This window comes from Undibacterium sp. KW1 (genome assembly GCF_009937955.1).
GTDB lineage: Bacteria > Pseudomonadota > Gammaproteobacteria > Burkholderiales > Burkholderiaceae_D > Undibacterium.
In genome coordinates this window covers 1,666,129-1,689,619 of sequence record NZ_AP018439.1, presented here as the reverse complement: position 1 = coordinate 1,689,619, position 23,491 = coordinate 1,666,129, and the positions used below count along the sequence as shown (strand labels likewise).

Genomic DNA, 23,491 nt, shown 5'->3' with positions numbered 1-23,491 from the left:
GCTTTTCACGTAATCGTTTGTACATCCTTATTTCAATTTATTATTGGCTATCTTATTCATAAACCTGTATGTCGATATCTGATCCAGCCAATTTATTCCAGCGTGTGCCAGAGTTGCGCACTTTTAGCGATGACCCGAAAATAAGCCGGGCCATAGAATCTGGAGATCCATTCAAGGTCTATCGTTCTCTGGTGCTGGCACGTCTGTTCCGTCGCCTTCCACAGCACAAGGATGTACTCAAGGAACTGACCAGTGAACGCCGTCTGTTTGCCAAGCCACTGAAAGGTACGCCTTCGCTGGGAACAATCAACTCGGTAGGCTTCAGTTTTGTCGGTGAATCGGAGCGGGATACTGACGGCAGCCATATTGCCCTGCATGCTTTTGTCATCCTGTTTGGCATACCACTCGTTCCCATGGGTTCGTATGTAGTGCGTAGCACTGGCGACAGGCAATGGCAAATTTATGCCCGTGCGCCCCTGGGCATCATGGGCTGGTTATATACACGTGGCCTGGCGCTGGCCATGGTCATCATGGTCCTGACCGGTGCGGCGGCAAGTTATCAGGAGGCGAGCACCCAGAACCTGACCATACTGAATGGTTTTGACATACCCGTCAAAGTGAAGATAGGGGAACAGGCACTGGTCGTGGCAGCACAAGGACGTGCAACCATGACCTTGCCAGTAGGTCAATTAAAAGGCGAAGCCAGCAGCGACAAGACTGGCATCATCGACACCTATGATCAGACGCTGGCAAGCACTGACCGCTATAACGTATGGAATATCGCCGGGGCTGCCCCGCTGGTGGAAAACACCATCATTTATAGCAAAGTCAAACCAGCCTCTCCAGAGCAAGCTGGCAGCCAGACCGTGTATTGCGGCAAGCGCCTGCTGGAATTTGCCGGTGTCGAGTACCTGTTCACAGAACCGCCGCAAACCAAGAGCATGAGCAAGCACCAAAGCAGTGTCAGTGCCAGGCAATTGACGGTCGTCAACCAGGCCGACACACCCGCTGTGATGTCCTGCCTGAATTATGCATTTGGCCATGGCCAGGAAAAAGACATGCTACCCGCGCTGGAAGCCTATGCCGCCATCAAGGGCTGGGATACGCGCACTACTGACATTGCCCTGTTTGTCGCCAATGGCATCTCGCGTGCAGAAGCGCTGCGCCTGAGCCGCAAGGTCTTGAAAATACACCCGGACAATGTATTGCTGGAGCGCGGCATCCAGGATTTGCGTGATGATATCGGTGAGCATGACATGATGCTCAAGGAATATGCCCAACGCGCCAGTCAGGCTGCTGACTCTTCGTCAGAGCAATACTTGTATGCCTCGCTATTGAGCGGTAATGAAGGCTTGCTGGCAATGAAAAACCTGGCGAAAAAATTCCCGCAAGATGCCAATATCCTGCGCAGCCTGACCTGGCGTAAATTTGTTCACGGCGACAACCGTGGTGCCGCCCAGGATTTGCAGCAACTGCATAAGCTGTCGCCAGAAAATGCCAGTTATTTATTGGATACAGAAATCAGGCTGCTGCTGACGCAACAACGCCCAGCTGATGCCCTGAAATTACTGGATGCGGCAATCAATAACAGCAAGGGTCTGGAAAGAGCCATGCTCGCCGTCGAATTCAATGAAATCGCCCGGCAACAGGGAATTGGTGATCCCGAAAAATATTTGCGCAGCATGCCGGACGACGACAATGACAATATCCTGGATATTTATCGCGCCAAAGCTGGCCTGCCACCGAACAAGACCGAGCATCGTGACCTGCCCATGGTCAAGCTTGCACTAAGCTTGCGCAGTTCACCAGAGCAAACACTGGATTTGGTAAAACATATCAACACGACACAGGTACGCCAGCATCTGGGAGCTGATCAACTGGCGCTGCTATATGGTGAAGCCAGCCGTGTCAATGACAAAATCATCAAAGACAAGTTGCAGCAGATGATGCACATGCGCAAAGCCGACTTGTCCGCATTTGAGCAATATGTGCGAGGAGAACAGGTCAATCTGGATGAGATGGATTTTGAAACTGATGTACTGGCAGCCGCTTATTTTATTCGCTCACGTAATCCGCAACTGTCAGCCCAGGAACGGCAAAACTTGAGGAAACTGGCAGTAAAGACAGATGTACTGCAAGGCATAGTCACTACCGCAATCAAGCAATGGCAAAGCTGAGTCCATTATGAAAACAGATCATCAACGCAAACCACAAAAGACCAATCTGACGCGCCGCGCCGGATTGGTTGTCGCCCTCTGGGTTGGCTTTTGGGTACTCGCCCTTGGGCTGTTAATTGCATTGGCCTGGGTGCCGATTACCCAGATCAATCACCGCTCCTCTTTGCAATTTTCTGGTGTCATTGCGGGTATTGCGGCATTGACACTGGCGTATTCGCTGCGGCCACGCAGCAAGGAGAAAAAGAGCGGCGATACCGTTAAACCTTTATCACGCCAAACCGCTGAACCCTTGTATGCGCTGGTAGAGCGCATCGCCAAGGAACTCAAGGTAGAAGCACCAGTGAATATTCACCTGATAGGTGTGGCATCTGCCTTTATCAGTGGCAAAAAGAACTGGCGGGGAAAGGTCAAGGAGCTGGAGGTTGGTCTGGGCCTGCCTTTGCTGGGCACGCTCTCGGAGGCAGAGCTGGGCTCAGTCATTGCCCATGAATTCGGTCACTTTGTTGCAGGCGACCTGTCACTCGGCCCCTGGGTATATCGCACCCGCACGTCTATAGCTTATACCGTCACAGATCTGGACGACTCCATGTTTTTCCTGGATGTCCTGTTCCGGTTTTATGGCAAATGGTTTTTGAAATTATCTGCTGCTGTATCACGCGAACAAGAATTTGCCGCAGATGCATTAGCTGCCAAAAAATTTGGCCCGGTCGCCACCCGCAGTGCACTGGAAAAAGTACATTTGATTTCACCGATGTGGTCCAGTTATCTCGATTATGAACTTGGCCCCGCCTTGAATCGTGGTGTGCGCATGCCTATCTTTGAGGGCTTCCGCCGTTTCTGCAAACCCGGCGTAAAGCGAGCCGATATTCAAACTGCGATCAACTATGCAGAATCACACACGACCACGGAATTTGATACTCATCCTAGTCTGGAAGAAAGGGTGGCAGCCGTTGTACCGGGTGCCAAACCCAGCTTCCCTCCCCTGTCTCAGTGCCTGCATTTACTGGGTGGAGAAGTAGAAACAGAGAATGCCTGGTATGCCATGTTTGAAAAAGAAAACCTGCAACATTGTGACTGGGACAGATATGCTACCGAAGTTTTGCAGGAACAGAATAAGCAAAGATTTGCCGGTAGCTGGATGGACCCGCAGGCCCTGCCCCTGAATGAACTGGTCAAGATGGCGACTGATCCAAACAGCTTATGGGACAGACTCAGGCCAGAAGGTGTCAGCTTCCTGTCGCCGTTGGGCAAGCGTCTTTATGTACTCGAAATCATGGAGTCCTGGATTGCCGCGTGCCTCACACATTATGGCTATAAAGCCAGCCTGCTGCCTGGCCAGGCACTGACCATGACGCGTGCTGAGACCAGGCTCATGCCATCAGAATTATTGCAGGCCGCGCTACAATCAAAACTCACTGTCGCTTATCTGAATGGCTTGCAAAAAGAGGCGACACAACCCGCCTAGGCAAGCGGTGCAGTACGGTGCTGTGTCAAACCTGATGGGCTTTTTGCAGACGTTTTTCCAGGCGTCTTTGTACGACTTCAAAACACAGGCTCAGCGCCCAATAAACGCAAGCGGCGGCGATGTACAGTGGCAAGGGCCGAAAGCTGGTGGCGATGACTTCCTTGGTCGCCAGCATCAGCTCTGTCACGGTAATGACCGATACCAGAGAAGTATCCTTGATCAGGCTGATCAGAGTATTGCTCATGGACGGCACTGCCACACGCATGGCTTGTGGCACGACGATATAACGCAGGGTCTGCCCATAATTCAAGCCCAGGCTGGAACTGGCCGACCACTGACCGCGGCTGACACCAACGATTGCGCCGCGTATGCTTTCTGACAGATAGGCACCGGCGTTCAGGCTCAGTGCCAGTATGCCTGCCGATGTTGCTGAAAATTCTATACCTATGCCAGGCAAGCCGTAATAGATGACGAAAATCTGTACCAGCAAGGGTGTGCCGCGTATCAGGCTGACATAGACAGCAGCTGGCGTGCTGATCAATTTGCTTGGCAATATCCGCGCAACCGCCAGCAAGAAACCCAGTATCAAACCACCCACCATGGCACCAATGGCAAACAACAGGGTATAGGCAACCCCCTTCAACATGACCGGTGCGGCCATTTGCAGCAATTCGAAAATTTCCATGGCGACTTTAAAAAGAAATATCCCCGTGGTGACGGGGATAATTTGACATCAAATGGATCGCATCCACTTAATCATACATGCGTAAGCAGCCGGCAATCCATATCAGATAGTATTGCCGACTTAATTTCAGCTTGTTTGTCGCTTATTGCGCAGCGGGCGCCTTGCTGACATCCTTGCCAAACCATTTATTGGATACTTTGGCAAAGCTGCCGTCTTTGATAATGTCAGCCAGGGCAGCATTCAAAGCAGCCGCAAACTTGGGGTTGGCTTTTTGGAAGGGAATACCATTTTTTGCAACTTCACCGATAGGTGCGCCAGCCTTGATAGGCAGATTGCTGGTCTTGACGAGGTAGGCAACCATCAGGCTGTCATTCAACGCAGCATCAACACGGCCAGCAGCCAGATCTTGAAGGTACTCTGGTGCACCTGGGTAGCTTTTAACTTCAACGCCTGCAACAGCCTTGGCACGTTCTTCATAATTACTACCCTGCCCTACACCGAGTTTTTTGCCTTTCAGGTCTTCCAGGCTCTTGAACTCGCGTTTCTCATCTTTTTTGACGATAAGCTGGGCACTGGAGACAGTGTATGGGTCGGAAAAATCAAAAGTCTCCTGACGCTTGGCAGTAATGCCGACCTGATTGACGATGACATCAAATTTACCGGCAGACAAGCCTGCGAGTATGCCGCTCCATTCAGACGTGACGAACTCTGGTTTAACACCCAGTTTAGCCGCCAGTAATTTGGCAACATCAACGTCAAAGCCAGCCAGTTCATTGGTTTTGGTATCTTTAAAATTGAAAGGAGGGTAAGTACCTTCCAATGCGATCTTTAAGGTGCCGCGTGATTTAACGGTATCGAGCAAATCAGCGGCAGTTGCCGACAAAGAAGCACTGGCCAAAATAACGCCAGCCAGCAAAGTGGAGATTGTTTTTTTTGCAGAAATTTTCATTATATTCCCTGGGGGGTTACTGCCTTTCATCACACTGTAATGAAGACATATACATTCACACATGCCGGATGGAAAGATTCTCCGGCGACCTGTGTATGATATGGAGTCAGGCTGGCGAAGGACAACGAAGTATTTCTTATTTGCATATACCTGGGGTAGCTATATGCGCAAAACAGGAAAGCCTGAGCAAACAAAAACGCCACCGCATGGCGATGGCGTACAGATGACATCAGAAAGAAGGAAGGTCACTCAAATTATGCCCAGGGGCATCATTGCTGGCAGTACTCAGGCCATGTGCGCCATCTTCATACAGGATACCGACTACTTTTGGTCCCAGTATGATGCCGTTTTCACTCTGGAACTTGGGCAAGACTTCATCACCGTTGGCGATGGTGTCCAGCACAGCCTGTACATCCGCTTCCTGGGGGTCATCCACCGTGGCTGGTGGCATCACTTGTCCGCCTTTGCTCTTGCCCCAACGCACCTTGGCGATACGCTGTCCACTGTCATCAAAACGGACGGCTTCGATAAAAAATAATGCCATGATCACGCTCCTCATCTAAGTTGCAAAGAAAACCGGGAAGGAAATTGAATTGCCTGTGCAAATTTCTACAATTATCAGGAACTGCACCAGTCTGTTACTTTATCTTGCGCCTTTAGTATGACAGCTATATGTCATGATGCCGTGTAAAAAAAGCACCTTAAATCAACATGTTAGCAAATTAAAATCTGCGTTCAAGTAAATTTTTCGACCTTAATAGCAAAGCGGCTGACAGAAGCTTTTCGCTCTGTCAGCCGCCAGTTTGCTCGCTGTGCTTCGCTGTCCTTTTTAATCAGCTCAATTTTGCAGCATGTTCACGTGTAGCGTGGAAAGTTACGCCAGGCCAACGTTCTTGTGTCAGCTTCAAATTTACACCCGATGTCGCCAGATAAGCCATGTTGCCCGCGGCATCATAGGCGATATTGCCACCAGCGCTGGAGCGTTCAAAATCAGCCAGCATTTTCTTGTCATCGCAACTGATCCAGCGGGCGCTGCTGATGCTGGTGCCTTCAAACACGGCATCGACACCGTATTCATTTTTAAGGCGGCTGGCAACGACTTCAAACTGCAGGACACCCACCGCACCCAGCACCAGGTCACTGCTGACAACTGGCTTGAATACCTGCACGGCACCCTCTTCGCCCAATTGTTGCAAGCCTTTTTGCAATTGCTTGATTTTCAGGGGGTTCAGGATACGTGCTGTACGGAAAAAGTCGGGTGCGAAATAAGGGATGCCGGTGAATTGCAGCAGCTCACCTTCAGAGAAACTATCACCTATCTGCATATTGCCATGGTTGGGCAAGCCTATGATATCGCCTGCATAAGCCTCTTCCACCTGCTCGCGAGAAGACGCCATGAAGGTCACAACAGACGATACCTTGATGTCACGGTTCAGGCGCAGATGCTTGAGCTTCATGCCACGCTCAAACCGGCCCGAGCACACGCGCAGGAAGGCAATACGGTCACGGTGGGCTGGGTCCATATTCGCCTGGATTTTAAAGATGAAACCAGAGAATGGCACTTCCTTGGGCTCTACCGCACGCACGGTAGCATCACGTTCACGCGGTGCCGGCGCCCAGTCCAGCAAGGCATTCAAAATTTCACGCACACCAAAGTTATTGATGGCTGACCCAAAGAATACCGGCGTCTGCACACCTGCCAAAAAGTCTTCCAGGCTGAATGGGTGGGATGCGCCATGCACCAGTTCGACTTCCATTTTAAGTTGTTCAATTTCCAGCGGGAACATCTCGACCAGGCGTGGGTTATCAATGCCCTTGATGACTTCAAATTCCTGGTCAGCACGTTCGCTACCTGGAGTGAACAGCAAAATCTCGTCTTTCAGGATGTGATACACACCGCGGAAAGTCTTACCCATGCCTATAGGCCATGTCACTGGGGCGCACTGTATCTTCAGCACCGATTCCAGTTCATCCAGCAACTCCAGCGGGTCGCGGGTTTCGCGGTCCATCTTGTTGACGAAGGTGATAATGGGCGTATTGCGCATGCGGCAAACGTTGAGCAGTTTGATGGTCTGTTCTTCCACACCCTTGGCGGCATCAATCACCATCAGGGCAGAATCGACTGCAGTCAATACACGGTAGGTATCTTCAGAAAAGTCCTGGTGGCCTGGGGTGTCAAGCAGGTTGACCACGTGGTCGCGGTATTCAAACTGCATGACCGATGAAGCAACCGAAATGCCGCGCTGCTTTTCGATTTCCATCCAGTCAGATGTCGCATGGCGACCGCTCTTGCGCGCCTTGACCGTGCCAGCCAGTTGAATCGCGCCGGAGAACATCAGCAGCTTTTCAGTCAGCGTGGTTTTACCCGCATCCGGATGGGAAATAATGCCGAATGTGCGACGGCGTGCCACTTCGCGGCTGATCAGGTCTTTCGATGCCGCGCTGACCGTGCTCGTCTCTGAGACTAACTCGTGGCCGGATTCAGCGTTATCGTCTGGGGATGTATTCATGGTGTTCATGCTGATACCGCAAAAATGGAAGAAAAACACGCAAGTTTAGCTGGTATTGTGAGCGAAGTCGAATGCAAGCGCTGTCAGCACCTGTGCAATTTGCCACCTGTTCCAAGAAAAATGAAGGAAATAACAATTCCCCCAGAGATTTTCTTGCACTTTCCCATGACGATGCCATCATGTGGACATGACGATATCTACAATAACTTAGTTCACCATGAAAAAACTTGCTCTTGCAGCAACATTTTCTCTATGCGCATCCATACCCATGTCAGCACAGGCGGGTTCTGGTTATTATCTGGTCAGTATCTATGAAAATGAGGGTGAAAAGACCATCGATTTCAAATCCTGGTCTTCATTTCCAGAAAACCAGGCGACCTCGACCGTACCTGAACTGGGTATCAGCTATATGCCCAACAAGACCTGGTACACCGAAATCTATGCCAGTTGGGCAAAACGTGGCGCCAGCTCGCTGGCAAATAGCGCCTGGACCTGGCAAAACGACTTCTTGCTGACTCATGGACAATATCCTGTTGATCTGGCGCTGCATACCAGCCTGAACAAAAATACCGACAGCAGCCGTGGCATGGACTTTGAATTTGGCCCGGCCATGCAGACTGAATTTGGCCGGGTGCAGGTAAATACCAATGTATTTCTGGAAAGAACCTACCGCACCACGCCCGCCAGCCGCATGCAGATGAAATACCAGTGGCAGAGTAAATACCGCCTGCGGTCTGAGCTGGAATTTGGTTTGCAGGGCTTTGGAGAACTCGGTGACTGGGACAACTGGTCCGCCAGGGCGCGGCAATCTCACCGCGCCGGCCCCATGATTTCTGGCAATGTCAGACTGGGAAATGCACCGGACAGCAAACAAACCATCAGGTATGAGGCAGCGTATGTTATGGGCAAGCTCAATGCCCACCATGCCGGCGTTTTCAGCATGCGCCTGCAATATGCCTTCTGATCAGAACTCATTTCATAAATAGGGTGAGTGCGAACAAGGCGATTTGGGATGCAGTGCAAGGCGTGACCTGCAGCTAAGGCTCATGCCTTAGCAAAGGGCACAACGCAGCAATGCGCCCAAATCGTCAGCTCCCGGAGGGTTTGCCTCATAACGCGTACCAGACAGCATAAAATTTATTGTCGGTCGCGCCACTATTAACAGCCGTATCCGCATTGCCAAACCGTGTTATGAGGCAAACGCATCTCACCCTATTTATGAAATGAGTTCTACACACAATTTAATCAGTTTGCTATATCCTCGTCATCTTTGCAGCTTACCATCTTTGGTATTGATTACTCCTTATCTGATATTTCTATGAAAAAGCTACTGATATCCGCTTTCATGCTGGCGCTGGCCAGCTTGCCACAACTGGGTTTTGCCTGGGGCGCTGATGGACACCAGACGGTCGGTGCCGTTGCCGAAAACCTGCTGGCAGGCAGCAAGGCCGGAGCCCAGGTCAAAGCCCTGCTGGGTGACAACACGCTGGAAAAAATTGCTGTATGGGGTGATTGCGTCAAAGGCATCGCGCCGGACAAGGATTTTGCCTATACCTCTGCAGGCCGTTATCCAGAATGTGCCTCCTTCGAGACGGCAGCCGGCATCGCCGCCATGGCCGACTATGTAAAACGCAATAACACGAATTGCAACCCGGCTTCTGACGAAGAGAATTGCCACAAGCAATATCACTATGCCGACGTGGCTTTGCAGCATGATCAATACAAACTGGGCTATGTTGGCACCAGCGATCATGACGTTGTGTATGCGATCCGTGCTGCGGTCATGGTCTTGCAAGGCAAACCCCAGCCTGCCCCGTTCAATTTCAAGGACAAGCAGGAAGCCCTGATGTTATTGACCCACTATGTCGGTGACTTGCATCAACCGCTGCATGTAGGATCTGTGTTCCTGAATGCGGACGGCAAGATCGTCAATCCTGATGAAGGCCAGTATGACCGTGGCAGCAATACCGTAGGCGGCAATGCGCTGCAATGCCCATGTGGCAATCTGCATTCGATGTGGGATGACCTGCCACAGCAATTCAAGCGTGGCCGCATGAATGATGCGCTGACCAAAAAGGCAAAAGCAGTGGCACCAACTAATGGCGCTATCGAAGAATTGCCCGTCTTGTGGGCCAATGATGCCATCCGTGATGCCAGGGTATTATTTGCAGGCACACAATTCAGTAAAAGCACACCGAACCAAAGAGGAAATAACTGGTCTATCGCTTTACCGCTCGAATATGAAAAAACCATGCTGAACATGAAGGAAGATGCGCTGGCCCGTGCCGGTGCCCATCTGGCCCAGTTGTTAAAAACCATCTGGCCTGAATAATTCAGTCTTACGTCTCATTAGGAAATTTTTATGGCTTTCACTCCGCTACGCTGGGCAGGAAAAGGATTCAAATATCTCTGGAATGCGCTGGATTTCAGCCGCAGGGTATTTTTCAACCTGCTGATCCTGGCTATCCTGATCATGATCATCGTTAACATTCTCAGTAGCGGGGTAAAAAAAATAGAAAGCAAAACTGCCCTGGTGCTGAATCTGAAAGGCACGCTGGTCGAACAACATGACAGCAGCCCACGTGAAGCACTGCTGGCGGAAGCCAGGGGCGACACCAAGAGAACCACGCAATTGCGCGATGTACTGGCTGTGCTGGATCAGGCAGCCAGGGACCCGCAAATCAGCAGCGCAGTCTTGCTGCTGGATGAAATGGGTGGAGCGGGTCTTGCCACCCTTCGCGAAGTGGCAACTGCGATTGACCGCTTCAAGGCCAGTGGCAAAACTGTCGTTGCCTGGGGTTCCAGCTTTGACCAGCGCCAGTACTACCTGGCCTCTCATGCGAATGAAGTCTATTTGCACCCTATGGGTACTGTGATGATTACCGGCTTTGGCAAATACCGCAATTATTATCGCGATGTGCTCGACAAAGTGGGTGTCACGGTGAATGTGCTCAAGGCTGGTAACTTCAAGAGCTTTGGTGAACCTTATGTCGCCAACGGCCCATCCAAAGAAGCGGCAGAAGCCGAGGCTTTTTTATACAATGGCCTGTGGAAAACCTATACCACCGACGTAGAAAAAGCCCGCAAACTGCCAGCAGGCGACATCATGCGCGGCATCAATGACCTCGGTAAATTGCTGACCAATGCTGGTGGCGACCTCGCCAAACTGGCGATCAATACCAAGCTCGTTGATGGTTTGAAAACCCGCGATGAATTGCGTGAACTGATGCTCAAGCGCGGTGTCAGGGACGAACAGATCAAAACCTTCCGTCAAATTTCTTTTGACGATTACCTGGCCAGGGTCAAGACCAAGGCATTTGGTGATGCCGTCGGTGTCATTGTCGCTGCTGGTGAAATCAGCGAAGGAAGCGCGCCGCCAGGTTCCATCGGTGGTTTATCGACGTCACAAATGATACGTAAAGCCAGGGAAGATGACAGCATCAAAGCCCTTGTGCTGCGGGTAGATTCTCCCGGCGGCAGTGCCTTTGGTTCTGAACTGATACGCCGCGAACTGGAACTGACACGCAAGGCTGGCAAACCCGTCGTAGTCTCCATGGGCGACGTTGCGGCATCCGGCGGCTACTGGATTTCGATGGCAGCTGACGAAGTGATTGCAGATGAAGCCACGATTACCGGTTCCATCGGTGTTATCGCGATTTTGCCATCTGCTGACAAGGCGGCTGACAAACTAGGGGTACACACTGCTGGCTCACCAACCACCTGGCTTGCCGATCCATTCAATCCCCTGCGTCCATTCAACGCACGTTTTGCCCAAGTCTTACAGGCCAGCATAGATCACACTTATGCTGAGTTCACCTCCAAGGCGGCAGCAGCACGTAAGACCACGCCAGAGAAAATCAATGAAGTTGCCCAGGGCCGCGTCTGGACTGGTATACAAGCCAAGGAAAGAGGCCTGGTCGATACCATAGGTAGTTTTGGTGATGCACTGAAATCGGCATCCACCCGTGCCAAACTGGGGGCGGACTATCGCATCAGCTATATAGAACGTGAGCCTTCCAAGATAGACCGCCTGCTGAGTATTTTTGACGCCAAGATAGCCAAGGTGTTGCAAGACAACTTCAAGCTTGCTGCCGTGCCTACAGGTTTGCCACCAGCGGCTGCAAGCCAGGTGCTGAATGACCTGAGCTGGCTGGCAGAAGTCAATAAAGAAGGCAAAGGCTTCACTGCATTGACACATTGCCTGTGTACTGCACCGTAAATTGATTGTTTTTGCAGTAAAAATCCCGCAAGCTTGCGGGATTTTTTTTGCCTGTCAGGCAAATCAAAGCAGACCCGACATGACAAATGTCATCTCAAACTGATGGCATTTGCCTCTGTATTACCAACACCAGGCGAGGCAAAATGGCGACATACAAAACAAGGAGAAATAAATGCATAAAACCTCACTCGCCCTGGCACTGGCTGTTTGCGCTGGCACCATTCATTTCCCGGCAAGCGCTGCGAGTTTTCTGATTGAACATGTACGCGTGTTTGATGGCCAGAAAATCCAGGCTGATAAAAATGTGCTCATCGTCGATGGTAAGATCCAGGACAGCAATTTCACCGGCAAGCCTGCCGCCGATACCACCATCGTCAATGGCAAAGGCCGCACCCTGCTGCCTGGCCTGATCGACGCCCATGTACATGCATTCCAGGATCAGGAACTGCCACTCCTGTATGGCGTAACCACGCAGATCGACATGTTCAGCAATGTCGAGATGCTCAAGGCCATCAATGAAAAAATGCGCAAAGGCGAGAACCGCGACCGTGCCGACATCATCTCTGCAGGCATACTCGCTACTGCCCCTGGCGGCCATGGTACGGAATACGGTATGCCTGTCCCCACCCTGACCAAGCCTGAAGAAGCACAGGCCTGGGTGGATGCCCGTATCGCCGAAGGCTCGCACTTTATCAAGATCGTTATCGAGCATGGCAGTGAAAAACACTCTTTCAACAGCCTGGACAATGCCACCGTGAAGGCGCTGGTCAAGGCCGCACACTTGCGCAACAAACTCGCAGTTGTCCATATAGGTACCCTGAAAGAAGCACAGGATGCGCTGGATGCCGGTGCAGATGGCCTCGTGCATCTGTTCACCGACAGGCAAATCAGTGAACAGGATTTGCGTGCACTCGTCAACAGCGCAAAAAGCAAACATGCTTTCGTCATACCGACTTTCGCGGTACTGGAGAGTATTGCTGGCCTGAAAGAACAGGATGTATTGTCTGATAAACGCATGATTGCCCTGCTCAGCAAATCGCAAATGCAGCCGCTGAATACACCGTATGGCCATAAACCTGATGCTGATTTGCTCAATGCACCAAGAAGGGTAACAGCGGCCATGCATGCGGCAGGCATTCCTGTGCTGGCCGGTACCGATGCTGGCAATTCCGGCACTCAATACGGTATCAGCCTGCATCATGAACTTGCTGCACTGGTCGAGGCAGGACTGAGCCCAACGGCAGCACTGGCAGCGGCCACATCGGTACCAGCCACCGCCTTCAGGCTGAAAGACCGTGGCCGCATCGCCAAGGGTTACAAAGCTGATCTCTTGCTGGTTGAAGGCGAGCCGGACAAGGATATTCTCAACACACGCAATATTGTTGATGTATGGAAGGATGGCGAGCGCGTCACGGCACAACGCGAGCAAAAACTGCAGGAAGTCAGCAAACAAAGCATGCAAAAAAACCTGCTGGTCAATATACCTGCAGATGGACGTATAGGTCTGTTCAGCAAAGACAAACTGGCCAGTCCTTTTGGCTCAGGCTGGTATCCATCCAATGACTCCCCCATGGGTGGCAAATCTACAGTCACCCTGAAAGTCCTCGAGTCGGGCAAGGATGGTGACGTGCCTGAACATGCGCTCTCCGTCGCTGGCAGTATCAACCCTGGTTTTACTTATCCCTGGGCTGGTCTGGCTTTCTTTCCCGGCAATAAGCCTATGGAAGCAGTCAATCTCGGGAATGCCAATACCTTGAAATTCCGTGTCAAGGGTGATGGCAAAGACTATAGCGTTGGCATCAGCATGCAAGGCAGCTTTATCCCCGTCACAGTCAGTTTCAAAACAACGGCAGAGTGGCAGGAAATTTCTATTCCCTTCACTAAATTCAAGGGTATGGATCCCAGCATCATCACTATCCTTGCCTTCAATGCCGGGCCGCAAACCGGAGAATTTCATTTTGAAATTGCCGATATCCGCCTTTTGAAGGAATAATGCAGCATTCTTGATTCAACACCCAGGGTAAAGCCGTGACCAGACAAATCTTATCAATACTCTCTTTCCCCTGGGTGCCAGTGCGTTATGGCAAGGCACCCTACTTCTGGCTGCTCTCTTTTGCCATTTTTGGCTGGAAGTATTTATATATTGCACCCACCGCTAAGGAAATCGCTTTACTGGCATTGAGCCTGCTGTTATTCCTGCCAGTTTATTTGTATAGCTTCTGGTGTTCAGGCTGGCGAATTTATGCATGTATCATATTTATATGTGCCCAGGGCATCATGTGGGCACCTTATAACTATGGCGGCTCCACTTTTTGCATATTTGCGGCTACCATCTGCTCACGTTTGCCGGATACCCGCAAGGCTTACCTGACTTTATTCTCCATCGGCATCACGATAGTCAGTGCCAGCCTGCTGATGCATCTGAATTCTTATTTCTGGGTACCGGCACTGATCTTCAGTATCCCCAGCGGGGCTGGTGCCATCATCAGTGAACGTCTTGGCCGCAGCAATGAAAACCTGCTCAAGAAGCAGGAAGAAGTTGAATACCTGGCCGCCCTTGCCGAGCGCGAACGCATAGCCAGGGACTTGCACGATTTGCTTGGTCATACTCTTTCAGTGATCACCCTGAAAGCAGAACTCGCGGGCAAACTGCTGGACAGAAATCCCGAGGCCTGCAAAAAAGAAATCAATGACATAGAGCACACTGCCCGGCAGGCACTGGCAGAAGTGCGGGCCGCCGTCATCGGCTATCGCGCCACCGGCTTGGGACATGAACTGCAGTCGGCGAAAAAAACCCTGGACGCGGCTGAAGTGACCCTGCTCAGTGAGATTGAGCAATTCACCATCCCCTCAGCGCAGGAAAACGTATTGGCGCTGGCATTACGTGAAGCCATCACGAATATCATACGACATGCCCAGGCCAGTCAATGTCACATCAGGCTTTACCAGCAAGATGCGCATGTAGTATTAAAAATCAGCGACAATGGCGTCGCCGGACAAACTGGTGCAGTACGCAAAGGTAGTGGTTTGAACGGTATGAGTGAACGTGTACTGGCCCTGGGTGGAAGCCTGCAAGTACAGGTAGCACCAGACGCGACAGGATTGCACCTGGAATTATCTTTGCCCTTGAAAGAAAAGACATGATACGCATCATCATCGCCGAAGACCAGGCCCTGGTATCTGGCGCACTGGCCGCCCTGTTGGGCCTGGAAGACGACCTGGAAGTTATTGCGCTGGCAAAAAACGGCCAGGAAGCCTTGGCCTTGTGCGAAAAAGAACAGCCAGACATACTCGTTACCGATATAGAGATGCCACTCATGACAGGGCTGGAACTGGCAGCAGCAATTGCAGAAAAAAAACTCAACAGTAAAGTCATCGTGCTGACCACCTTTGCCCGCAGCGGCTACCTGCGCCGGGCCATGGCCAGTGGTGTGCGCGGTTACATGCTCAAGGATGCGCCTGCCGATACGCTGGCAGCCGCCATACGTACGGTGCATGGCGGTGGCCGTGCTATCGCACCGGAGCTGGCGATGGAAAGCTGGGGCGGCGAACAAGACCCGCTGAGCGAGCGTGAACGCCAGGTATTACGACTGGCGGGCTCGGGTTCCAGTAGTACCGAAATTGCCAGGATCATGCATTTATCGGAAGGTACGGTACGCAATTACCTGTCAGAAGCAATCAGTAAACTGCATGCAAAAAACCGTGTGGATGCCTATCGTCTCGCGAGGGATCAAGGCTGGTTGTAAAGTCACCGGCAGCCTATAATTGTAAGGACGAAATGCAGGGCTAAAAAGGATGAAGACGATGAGGAAAGCAATTATTTTTTTGGTATGCAGCCTTCCCTTGCTTTCCTACGCTCAGCAATCCTCGCTTGAAACGAAGTCAGACAAACTGCGCGAAGCAGCCATGAGTGCATTTGAAAAGAATCACGATCAGAGAAAAGCATTGCAACTGAATGCCGCCGCGCTCAAGTTCAGCCGCTCTTTGCCAGCAAGCAGTTGGCGCACAGTAGAAAACTATGATGATGCCAGTTTGTATTATTACGAGAGCAGCAAATGGAAGGCATCTGCCCAACACCAGGCAATCGCAGTTTTGCTGGCTTGTGGCATGGAAGAAAGCAAGAGCATGTTCCCGCTGTATGTAAAACGCCTGGGATTTGCTTTTTCCAAATACCGCCCGGGCGAAGATTTTGCACCCATCGCAGCCAATCCACTGTTACTCCTGAAAGATATCCGGCTGAATCTGCGTGCCTATGGCGACTTGAGAAGACGCTATTTCAAGACCATCAAACTCAAGCCAGATGCACAGACTTCAACTATCACTTATCTCTACAAAATAAAACCTGAGACACTGCCAGCCACATGCTACCTGCCACCAGACCAGGCCCAGGAGCAAGCAGTCAAGAGTGAATAAGCTTTTTGCAAACAGGCTACAATAGCGCCAATTCTTCCGCAATCAGAGTTAGCCTAAATTGCAAGACTATTTATCCCATGTCAGCCTCGCCCCACATCCCCTGCTGGCGGATGTCTGCATGCATTTTCTCGTCAAAGACATTCCCGACTGTTGGTACACCGTACCTGCGAGCGCACTACCTATGTTGCTTGTGGTCACGCATGGTGCAGTTGAAATGGAAAACGGGCAAGCATTGCCTCCCCTGACTGTCGTAGGCCCCAGCCGTCATCGCTACCGTGGCAAGGCTCAACCCGGCTCAAGATTTATTTCAGCCGCGTTCCGCCCTGGCAAGCTCAGCGCTATCCTTGGATATCCAGTGGATGAATTCAGTGATGCTGTCATTGATCTCGCCGATGTGCTGCCGCCATCCCGTTGCCATGAATTCCAGGACAAACTGCATGCTGCCTGCGGCACTGCTGCCAAAGTAGAAGTGGTGCAAGACATGTTGCTACGTTGGCGTTTGCTGGAAAAACCACGCATCGCCCCGCTGGCGATGCCACCTCACTGGATCAGCAAGCCAGGCGATGAGCTGGCTGACCAACTCGGTCTGGGTACCAGACAGTTTGAGCGGCGTTTCCTGGCCAGCTTTGGCCTGAGTTTGCGCAGCTACAAACAGCACCTGCGTTATGGTGCCTCACTGATGCAAGTCATGCTGGGCAGTTTGCCAGCCCCTACCTGGGCTGAATGTGCCATCAGCTTTGGTTATGCTGACCAGGCGCACATGAACCGTGACTTTGCCCGCTTTACTGGTCATACACCAGCCCAGCTCATGCGTGGGATTGCAGCTCAAGACCCTGCGCTCTGGGCCTTCCGTTTCAATGAAACTGACGTGGGAAAGATGTTTATCCCATTAGATGAAATCGATGTCGTTTCGGTTCAAGACCAGCTTATCTCTTGAATCCATAATCAGGTCTTCTTATACCAGGCAAGCAAGGGCCCACATCATGGAAGAGCAAGCAGGTTTGTTTCAGGATTCATACATCCTCACCAACGTCAACGATCTGATGAACAAGGTACAGAGTAACAGCATGTGGTACCTGTCCTTTGGCCTTGCTTGCTGCGCAGTCGAAATGATGCAGGCTGCCAGTGCACGGTATGATATGGACCGCTTTGGTTTCATGCCCCGCGCCAGCCCACGCCAGGCAGATTTGATGATCGTTGCCGGCACCCTCACCAATAAAATGGCCCCAGCGCTGCGCAAAGTGTATGACCAGATGGCCGAGCCACGCTATGTGATTTCCATGGGTTCTTGCGCCAACGGTGGCGGTTACTATCACTACTCTTATTCTGTCGTGCGTGGCTGTGATCGCATCGTGCCAGTCGATATCTATATCCCAGGTTGCCCACCTACTGCAGAAGCGCTGATTTATGGCTTGCTGCAGTTACAGAACAAGATCAAGCGCAGCAATAGCTTTGCCCGTTAGTAGTTAGTAAATAGAGGCAATGGCAGCCTGAACTCCTTGCGCAGATATTGCCATTAACAGCTCCTTGACATAGATACCGGGAAGCATATCCATAACAGTTTATCTGCGATATGCCTTTCCATAGTTGCCCTCAAGTTTGCCTTTTGCCCAGTCCGCCATCAGATCGTAAAAACCTGGCGCAATACGTGCCTGCTTGCGCGTGCCATCTTTTGCTTCTGTATATTCCCACATGCCATGACCGGTATCGGGGAAGCGGTAAATCGTGATATTACTGCCCTGACGGCGAAGATTCGAGAGCCGCTCCAAACTCACCGCACCCGGAGCCTGGCGGTCTTCATCCGCGAATACCCACATCTGTGGCACATCAACTTTGCTCAAGACCTGCATGGGATCAAGCGACCAGTCAATATTCAGTTTGTCGAATCGTGGTACGCCATTACGGCGCAAATCATCTACGGACATGCTCAGCAACACGCCCGAGTATCCTCCCTTTATACTTGTGAACCAGGCTTCTTTGCCAAACTGCTTCTGGATATCAGCAAGCTCATCAAGCCCTTCTTTCAAATCAGATTTTGCTATTTTTGCCGTCACATCCGTGACCTTGCTGGCGTTGGCAAGTATGTCGTCGCCATAACCGTGATCGCGTAATTCCTTGCTGACCTGCTCCGCATCCTGCCCTGTGATATCAACCGCCAGGCCAAAGCCGATCCCAAGAAACTCTGCCCTGGCCCGCGCTGCCGCGAGTGGCACTATCCACCCACCCTGGCTCAAGCCTATGAGACCAAAACGACCGTAGCGCCCGGCTGCCAGTTGCTTGGCTTCGTGCGAAGCTGCCACCAGGTCATCGGCCAGGCGGGGGAAATTTTGGGTATATTCTCCTTGCGAAAGTCCGGTGCCGCGTTTGTCATACACAAAGACCGAAATACCCCGTCCGAGCATTTGATAAGGATCACCTGCGCGGTCTATCCAGCCAGAGCCTTCTGAGCCATGTGCATAGACAACCAAGGGTGTATTCCCCCCAGCACCGGGCGGTTCCATAGCTTCCATCAAGCGGCCTGCGAGCATGACACCACCGGAGTCAAATCGCGTGTTCAACTCGGAAATGGCCAGCTTGTTCCAAATCTCCTCTCCGCGAATCAGGACTGCATTCTCTCCACATATCAGCGTAGTCCCGGAATCCAGCGTATTGCCAAGCATCCCGTTGCTAAAGGTGTAGTTAAATCCTTTGTCTGCCTTGGTCACGACAACAAATGTCTGTTTGTCTTTTTTAAAAATACCTGTCTCACAAGGACCCTGTATAAAAGAGCTGGACTTCAATACATCAGGCATGGTAATAGCCTGCGCAAACAGGCTGGGACTTGCTAGCGTGCATGCAACAAACAGGGTGGACGATAATATTTTCACGCATTTCTCCAGAAGGAATCAATGCCGTGGATGCTATGCGGTATTGTTGTCGTCAGCTCTTGCAATCCGATGAATGCAGGATTTCGATGACTCAAACCCCGATCAAAGGCTTCGGAATAAATGTAGCGTGAACAAAAAAACCAGTAAAACTGCGGTCAGCAGCTTTACTGGCTTGATTTGGTTTGGCTTGGTCTGGTTTGGTCTATGCTGACAAGTCGCTTATACCGTTGCCAAATGCGCTTGCAGCACAGAACGCAAAGTCGCAGTTGGTCGCTGTATCAATTTGGCCAACTGACCGCTGCCATCATACAAGCCACCTTGTGCTGCGCCTGTATCTGATTGTGCCAGGATATGGGCAAAACCTTCTGGCAAACCAAATGAGACGAGCAAGTCCTTGTAATCAGTCTCCGCATAGTTTACGTAAGCGACAGGCTTGCCTGACAGTTCAGCCAGGGTCGCAGCCAGTTCTGCGAGAGTGAATGCCTGGTCACCGGCCAGTTCATAGATCTTGCCGCCTTGATCATGACCGGTCAGTGCCGCTGCAGCAGCCGCGGCGAAATCGGCACGGGAAGCTGCAGAGAATTTACCCTCACCTGCTGCCCCAAATACCTTGCCAGTTTGCAGCGCCGTGCCCACTGCAGAAAAATAGTTTTCTATATACCAGGCATTGCGCAAGAACACGAAAGGCAGACCGCTGTCGCGTATCAGTTGTTCTGTCGCTATATGTTCCTGGGCCAGCAAAAGTGGTGAAGTATCTGCGTGCAAGATGCTGGTGTAGGCAATTAATTCCACGCCTGCATTCTTTGCTGCCTGCACCACATTGTTGTGCTGTTCCAGTCTTTGCCCAATTTCGCTGGAGGATACCAGCAAGACTTTTTTCACTCCCTGCAAGGCCGTAGTCAAAGTCTCTGGCTGGCTGTAATCGCCCTGGCGGACCTGCACGCCACTGGCGCGCAAATCCTCTGCCTTGCTGACATCCCTGACGATGGCAACGATCTGATTAGCCGGGACCGTGTCCAACAAGGTCTGTATCACCAGACGTCCCAATTGCCCATTTGCACCTGTTATTGCGATCATATTTATTTCTCCTGTTATGTGAAAATTCGTCAACGCTCATCAAAATTCATCAGTTTTTAAGTGCAGAATCCCAGTGTTCATCTGCCTTTCCATCCACTATCCGCCAGGTATCAAACCAGGTGGTGGTGTATAAAAGCTGTCCAGTGGTCTTGTCCCTGACTGGCAAGGGATACATGACTGTTACCAGGTCACCTTCGGCGATGACGGCAACTACGGGTTTCGCCATCTTTTCCGGTATCGGTGTGGCCTGGACTTTTCTGACGTCGACAAAATACCTGACCACGCCATCCAGGCCCGAAGCTGCGTTCGGGTTATGCTGCAGATAGCGTTTGGACAAATACTTGCCTGCCATTTCCCAATGGCCCGCCTCCAGCAAGTCTTTCACGATGTGATAGACCACCTGCTTGTTGGCATGCAGCTTTGGATCACTGCTGGTGAACAGCAGGTCAGGGTTTTCAACCCCCGTAACCGGCTCCTGTGCATGGCTGACCAATGGCAGAGCCATCAACAAGGCGGACAAGGTGAGCGCAGACATGGCACCCAGGCCCAGGTTTTTCTTGTAGCGATATATCTGTTTTTTCATGACAAAGTCTCTCCTGATTTCGACGTAAAGCCGATAAGGTATATAATAGAGACTATGTCTAAAATTTGTAAGAAGGCAGCTTTTCGTGACAAGGTTACCTGAAGTGAACCCAGCCAACCGCGTAGGGATGGCATCTGATTTTGATACGGCTATGTGCCCGGTCAGGAATGTGCTCGACCATATCAGCACCAAATGGACACCGCTGATCTTGCTGACACTGCAAGCAGGCCCTTTTCGCTTTAGTCAGCTACATAAGCAAGTGCCTGACATTTCCAAGCGCATGCTGACCCAGTCATTACGCGATCTGGAAAGAGATGGTTTATTGAGCCGTAAAGTGTTCCCGACCAAACCGCCCAGTGTGGAATATGAATTGACCCCGCTAGGTATCTCGGTCATGTTGCCTTTGGGCGCCTTGGTAGAGTGGGCAGACAAGAATTTTGATCAAATCAAATTATCAAGGAAGGCTTTTGATCAGGAAAATGAGGCTGCGTAAGCCCTGCATAGCACTGACCGAGACTGTAGCAGGCTATCTACGCTTTGTTCAACTCGCGCATGCTATTGATAGCGTCTTCTGATAACCAGATCAGGGTATTCATATACGTCTCGATACGATCGACCAACTCTGACCTGGGGCCATTTTTCCATTCGCTGGACCCATAGAAGGCATCTTGTTCAGCTTCCAGAGCTGCGCGGCTGGCATAAGAACGTATCATGTAATAAGTCGCTTCTTCATGATCGGAATGTCCGTAGGCGACTACATCCATATTCCAGCTTTTCAGCATGGGTACAGCAACGGTATGCACGGCATGATGGAAGGCCTCGGCAACGCCGGGTTTGAGACGATAAGTGCGGATTTCGACCAAGCGGGTCACAGTATTACCTGTCAGGGTTCATTTGAGAATAGTCATGCTAGCACAAGCTGCTGGCATCCACTTATCATCAAACAAGCGCACTGACATGGGAGGACAAGATCAGCGGTGACGCCTGTGTCTTCTGCTTATCTTTGCCTTGATTTCTTCTTTATAGCCCAACAATTTGCCTATATTCAGGGCGTCGGTCCAGCGCGCCGAACCAGCCCGTGCATTCAACAAAATCATGGTGGCTTTTTTGCCTGCCAATTTGACTCGCATGATGAGACAGGCACCGGCTTCATTGGTGAAGCCGGTTTTTGATAGCAGGATATCCCAGCCTTTTTTACCGATCAGGCGGTTGGTATTGTGGAATTCACGGCTGAGCCCATTCTTCAAGGTGACACTGTCTTCACTGTCGGTCGTGATGTCGGCAATTTCCGGATAACGTGATGCAGCCTGCGCCATCTTCACCAGGTCAGCGGCTGTCGAAGTATTTTCTGGCGACAAGCCTGTCGCTTCGCGAATGACGGTGTGCCCCATACCCAGAGCGACCAATTTGGATTTAACGGCGACCATAAAGGCACCCTGACCACCAGGATAAGTGCGGGACAGTGCAGCGGCGGCACGGTTATCAGAAGACATCAATGCCAGTTGCAAGGCTTCCCTGCGCGTCAGGCTTGAACCTACAGGGACATGGGAGCGGCTATGCTTGAGCTGGTCTTTATCCTCTTCTTCTATGGAGATTTTCTCATCCATGTTCGCCTTGCTATCGAGCAGCACCATGGCTGTCATGAGCTTGGTCAGCGAGGCAATGGGCACGACCACATCGGCATTTTTTTCCAGCAAAACCTGGCCATTGCGCTCATCAACAACAATGGCATTCTGAGAACTCAATTGCATGGCAGACAGGCTGCCGCAGTACAACATCAGAACAACTAACAGCTTGGGCTTCAACATCTGGGCACATCGATTCTGTCACGGGATTAAACAAATAAGGCTGACGCAAAATTGCTAAGGCAAAGGGACAAACCCGAACAAAACAATTTTGCGTCAACATTATAGAGAAAAACCAGCTTGCATACAGTCGGCAAGTTTTGCTCGCTGCATGCAAACCGGTTTTTTCACAACTGAAGATTACTTACCAGAGTAGATAATATCTGCACGGCGGTTTTCTGCCCATGCAGCTTCATCGCTACCTGTGGCTTTTGGTTTTTCTTTACCCAGAGAGACTGCTTCCATTTGCGCTTCAGGCACGCCCAGCAGGGACAGGGATTTACGCACGGCTTCGGCACGTTTCTGGCCCAGCGCCAGATTGTATTCGCGGCCACCGCGTTCGTCGGTATTACCCTGAATCAGGATTTTCTTGCCATTATTGGCGCTCAGATACTTAGAGTGAGCGTTGACCGTGCCACTGTATTCAGTTTTGACTACATATTGGTCGAAATCAAAATAGACGCTACGCTTTGCCAATGGGCTGTTTGGATCATTCAACGGATCTATTTCAGTTTTTACTGCCGCGACACTACGGGTATCAGTAACCGGAGGCTTAGTCGTTGTTGCAGGTTGTTGTGTTGGTTGTTCAGCCACTTTTACTGGCGAACTGCAAGCTGCCAATATAACTGCTACTGCTACCAACCCGGCAGCGCTTTTGATTGTGTTAATTGCACGCATGTAAATACCCTCTAAATTTTTAAT

At 51.2% G+C, this 23,491-nt stretch carries 22 protein-coding genes; 12 read left to right on the top strand and 10 right to left on the bottom strand.

What is annotated here, in order from left to right; genetic code table 11:
- The first annotated feature begins 68 nt into the window (after positions 1 to 68).
- Positions 69 to 2,177 carry a lipopolysaccharide assembly protein LapB gene (locus UNDKW_RS07420; protein ID WP_162058176.1) on the top strand — a complete coding sequence of 703 codons (2,109 nt, stop codon included), beginning with the start codon at positions 69 to 71 and terminating at the stop codon, positions 2,175 to 2,177.
- A gap of 7 nt (positions 2,178 to 2,184) precedes the next feature.
- Entirely contained in the window at positions 2,185 to 3,642 is a 1,458-nt protein-coding gene (locus UNDKW_RS07415; RefSeq protein ID WP_162058175.1) for a M48 family metallopeptidase, read from the top strand.
- Positions 3,643 to 3,667: 25 nt separating this feature from the next.
- On the opposite strand, the gene UNDKW_RS07410 is transcribed toward UNDKW_RS07415, so the two are convergent.
- The 4 genes from UNDKW_RS07410 to UNDKW_RS07395 all read right to left on the bottom strand — a co-directional run bounded on the left by UNDKW_RS07410 (position 3,668) and on the right by UNDKW_RS07395 (position 7,786).
- Positions 3,668 to 4,327: an amino acid ABC transporter permease gene (locus UNDKW_RS07410; protein WP_162058174.1), complete on the bottom strand. Its 660-nt coding sequence runs from the start codon at positions 4,325 to 4,327 to the stop codon at positions 3,668 to 3,670.
- Positions 4,328 to 4,469: 142 nt separating this feature from the next.
- On the bottom strand, positions 4,470 to 5,276 hold the full coding sequence (locus tag UNDKW_RS07405) for a transporter substrate-binding domain-containing protein (protein ID WP_162058173.1): 807 nt from the start codon (positions 5,274 to 5,276) through the stop codon (positions 4,470 to 4,472).
- A gap of 229 nt (positions 5,277 to 5,505) precedes the next feature.
- A complete protein-coding gene (locus UNDKW_RS07400; RefSeq protein WP_162040455.1) occupies positions 5,506 to 5,820 on the bottom strand; it encodes a hypothetical protein in 315 nt (104 codons plus the stop codon).
- Between the two features lie 289 nt (positions 5,821 to 6,109).
- Positions 6,110 to 7,786, bottom strand: a complete 1,677-nt coding sequence (locus tag UNDKW_RS07395) for a peptide chain release factor 3 (RefSeq protein ID WP_174247573.1) — start codon at positions 7,784 to 7,786, stop codon at positions 6,110 to 6,112.
- A 217-nt stretch (positions 7,787 to 8,003) separates the two neighbouring features.
- Between UNDKW_RS07395 and UNDKW_RS07390 the strand changes: the two genes are divergently transcribed.
- The 9 genes from UNDKW_RS07390 (at position 8,004) to UNDKW_RS07350 (ending at position 17,881) form a co-directional block, all read left to right on the top strand.
- Entirely contained in the window at positions 8,004 to 8,750 is a 747-nt protein-coding gene (locus tag UNDKW_RS07390; protein WP_162058171.1) for a hypothetical protein, read from the top strand.
- Positions 8,751 to 9,104: 354 nt separating this feature from the next.
- Positions 9,105 to 10,118 (top strand): S1/P1 nuclease, encoded by a 1,014-nt coding sequence (locus UNDKW_RS07385; protein ID WP_162058170.1) that lies wholly within the window; start codon positions 9,105 to 9,107, stop codon positions 10,116 to 10,118.
- A gap of 30 nt (positions 10,119 to 10,148) precedes the next feature.
- Positions 10,149 to 12,005, top strand: a complete 1,857-nt coding sequence (sppA, locus tag UNDKW_RS07380) for a signal peptide peptidase SppA (protein WP_162058169.1) — start codon at positions 10,149 to 10,151, stop codon at positions 12,003 to 12,005.
- A 172-nt stretch (positions 12,006 to 12,177) separates the two neighbouring features.
- Complete coding sequence (locus tag UNDKW_RS07375; protein WP_162058168.1) at positions 12,178 to 13,998, top strand: CIA30 family protein; 1,821 nt, start codon at positions 12,178 to 12,180, stop codon at positions 13,996 to 13,998.
- Between the two features lie 35 nt (positions 13,999 to 14,033).
- Entirely contained in the window at positions 14,034 to 15,149 is a 1,116-nt protein-coding gene (locus UNDKW_RS07370; protein WP_232063290.1) for a sensor histidine kinase, read from the top strand.
- Positions 15,146 to 15,751: a response regulator transcription factor gene (locus UNDKW_RS07365; protein ID WP_162040449.1), complete on the top strand. Its 606-nt coding sequence runs from the start codon at positions 15,146 to 15,148 to the stop codon at positions 15,749 to 15,751. The genes UNDKW_RS07370 and UNDKW_RS07365 overlap by 4 nt, the downstream gene beginning before the upstream one ends.
- 160 nt (positions 15,752 to 15,911) lie before the next feature.
- Positions 15,912 to 16,418, top strand: a complete 507-nt coding sequence (locus UNDKW_RS07360; RefSeq protein WP_162058167.1) for a hypothetical protein — start codon at positions 15,912 to 15,914, stop codon at positions 16,416 to 16,418.
- Between the two features lie 58 nt (positions 16,419 to 16,476).
- On the top strand, positions 16,477 to 17,355 hold the full coding sequence (locus UNDKW_RS07355) for an AraC family transcriptional regulator (RefSeq protein WP_162058166.1): 879 nt from the start codon (positions 16,477 to 16,479) through the stop codon (positions 17,353 to 17,355).
- A 46-nt stretch (positions 17,356 to 17,401) separates the two neighbouring features.
- Entirely contained in the window at positions 17,402 to 17,881 is a 480-nt protein-coding gene (locus UNDKW_RS07350) for an NADH-quinone oxidoreductase subunit B family protein (protein WP_162040446.1), read from the top strand.
- Between the two features lie 99 nt (positions 17,882 to 17,980).
- On the opposite strand, the gene UNDKW_RS07345 is transcribed toward UNDKW_RS07350, so the two are convergent.
- From UNDKW_RS07345 to UNDKW_RS07335, 3 genes are all read right to left on the bottom strand, one after another.
- Complete coding sequence (locus UNDKW_RS07345; protein ID WP_162058165.1) at positions 17,981 to 19,285, bottom strand: S9 family peptidase; 1,305 nt, start codon at positions 19,283 to 19,285, stop codon at positions 17,981 to 17,983.
- 219 nt (positions 19,286 to 19,504) lie between these two features.
- Positions 19,505 to 20,362 carry an SDR family oxidoreductase gene (locus tag UNDKW_RS07340; RefSeq protein ID WP_162058164.1) on the bottom strand — a complete coding sequence of 286 codons (858 nt, stop codon included), beginning with the start codon at positions 20,360 to 20,362 and terminating at the stop codon, positions 19,505 to 19,507.
- Positions 20,363 to 20,411: 49 nt separating this feature from the next.
- On the bottom strand, positions 20,412 to 20,945 hold the full coding sequence (locus tag UNDKW_RS07335) for a nuclear transport factor 2 family protein (protein ID WP_232063289.1): 534 nt from the start codon (positions 20,943 to 20,945) through the stop codon (positions 20,412 to 20,414).
- A gap of 85 nt (positions 20,946 to 21,030) precedes the next feature.
- On the opposite strand from UNDKW_RS07335, the gene UNDKW_RS07330 reads away from it, so the two are divergent.
- A complete protein-coding gene (locus UNDKW_RS07330; RefSeq protein WP_232063288.1) occupies positions 21,031 to 21,438 on the top strand; it encodes a helix-turn-helix domain-containing protein in 408 nt (135 codons plus the stop codon).
- 37 nt (positions 21,439 to 21,475) lie between these two features.
- On the opposite strand, the gene UNDKW_RS07325 is transcribed toward UNDKW_RS07330, so the two are convergent.
- The 3 genes from UNDKW_RS07325 to pal all read right to left on the bottom strand — a co-directional run bounded on the left by UNDKW_RS07325 (position 21,476) and on the right by pal (position 23,467).
- The gene (locus tag UNDKW_RS07325; RefSeq protein WP_162058163.1) at positions 21,476 to 21,817 is read right to left on the bottom strand and encodes an NIPSNAP family protein; all 342 of its coding nucleotides are present in this window, start codon (positions 21,815 to 21,817) and stop codon (positions 21,476 to 21,478) included.
- Between the two features lie 99 nt (positions 21,818 to 21,916).
- Positions 21,917 to 22,753, bottom strand: coding sequence for a serine hydrolase (locus UNDKW_RS07320; protein ID WP_162058162.1), 837 nt, complete (start codon positions 22,751 to 22,753; stop codon positions 21,917 to 21,919).
- 177 nt (positions 22,754 to 22,930) lie between these two features.
- Positions 22,931 to 23,467: a peptidoglycan-associated lipoprotein Pal gene (pal, locus tag UNDKW_RS07315; protein ID WP_162058161.1), complete on the bottom strand. Its 537-nt coding sequence runs from the start codon at positions 23,465 to 23,467 to the stop codon at positions 22,931 to 22,933.
- Between the last annotated feature and the right edge of the window lie 24 nt (positions 23,468 to 23,491).

What these genes read in the sequence shown, in the direction of transcription:
- UNDKW_RS07420 (WP_162058176.1), top strand. Translation starts at nt 69, where the DNA reads ATGTCGATATCTGATCCAGCCAATTTATTCCAGCGTGTGCCAGAGTTG.
- UNDKW_RS07415 (WP_162058175.1), top strand. Translation starts at nt 2,185, where the DNA reads ATGAAAACAGATCATCAACGCAAACCACAAAAGACCAATCTGACGCGC.
- UNDKW_RS07410 (WP_162058174.1), bottom strand. Translation starts at nt 4,327, where the DNA reads ATGGAAATTTTCGAATTGCTGCAAATGGCCGCACCGGTCATGTTGAAG.
- UNDKW_RS07405 (WP_162058173.1), bottom strand. Translation starts at nt 5,276, where the DNA reads ATGAAAATTTCTGCAAAAAAAACAATCTCCACTTTGCTGGCTGGCGTT.
- UNDKW_RS07400 (WP_162040455.1), bottom strand. Translation starts at nt 5,820, where the DNA reads ATGGCATTATTTTTTATCGAAGCCGTCCGTTTTGATGACAGTGGACAG.
- UNDKW_RS07395 (WP_174247573.1), bottom strand. Translation starts at nt 7,786, where the DNA reads ATGAATACATCCCCAGACGATAACGCTGAATCCGGCCACGAGTTAGTC.
- UNDKW_RS07390 (WP_162058171.1), top strand. Translation starts at nt 8,004, where the DNA reads ATGAAAAAACTTGCTCTTGCAGCAACATTTTCTCTATGCGCATCCATA.
- UNDKW_RS07385 (WP_162058170.1), top strand. Translation starts at nt 9,105, where the DNA reads ATGAAAAAGCTACTGATATCCGCTTTCATGCTGGCGCTGGCCAGCTTG.
- sppA (WP_162058169.1), top strand. Translation starts at nt 10,149, where the DNA reads ATGGCTTTCACTCCGCTACGCTGGGCAGGAAAAGGATTCAAATATCTC.
- UNDKW_RS07375 (WP_162058168.1), top strand. Translation starts at nt 12,178, where the DNA reads ATGCATAAAACCTCACTCGCCCTGGCACTGGCTGTTTGCGCTGGCACC.
- UNDKW_RS07365 (WP_162040449.1), top strand. Translation starts at nt 15,146, where the DNA reads ATGATACGCATCATCATCGCCGAAGACCAGGCCCTGGTATCTGGCGCA.
- UNDKW_RS07360 (WP_162058167.1), top strand. Translation starts at nt 15,912, where the DNA reads ATGAGTGCATTTGAAAAGAATCACGATCAGAGAAAAGCATTGCAACTG.
- UNDKW_RS07350 (WP_162040446.1), top strand. Translation starts at nt 17,402, where the DNA reads ATGGAAGAGCAAGCAGGTTTGTTTCAGGATTCATACATCCTCACCAAC.
- UNDKW_RS07340 (WP_162058164.1), bottom strand. Translation starts at nt 20,362, where the DNA reads ATGATCGCAATAACAGGTGCAAATGGGCAATTGGGACGTCTGGTGATA.
- UNDKW_RS07335 (WP_232063289.1), bottom strand. Translation starts at nt 20,945, where the DNA reads ATGAAAAAACAGATATATCGCTACAAGAAAAACCTGGGCCTGGGTGCC.
- UNDKW_RS07320 (WP_162058162.1), bottom strand. Translation starts at nt 22,753, where the DNA reads ATGTTGAAGCCCAAGCTGTTAGTTGTTCTGATGTTGTACTGCGGCAGC.
- pal (WP_162058161.1), bottom strand. Translation starts at nt 23,467, where the DNA reads ATGCGTGCAATTAACACAATCAAAAGCGCTGCCGGGTTGGTAGCAGTA.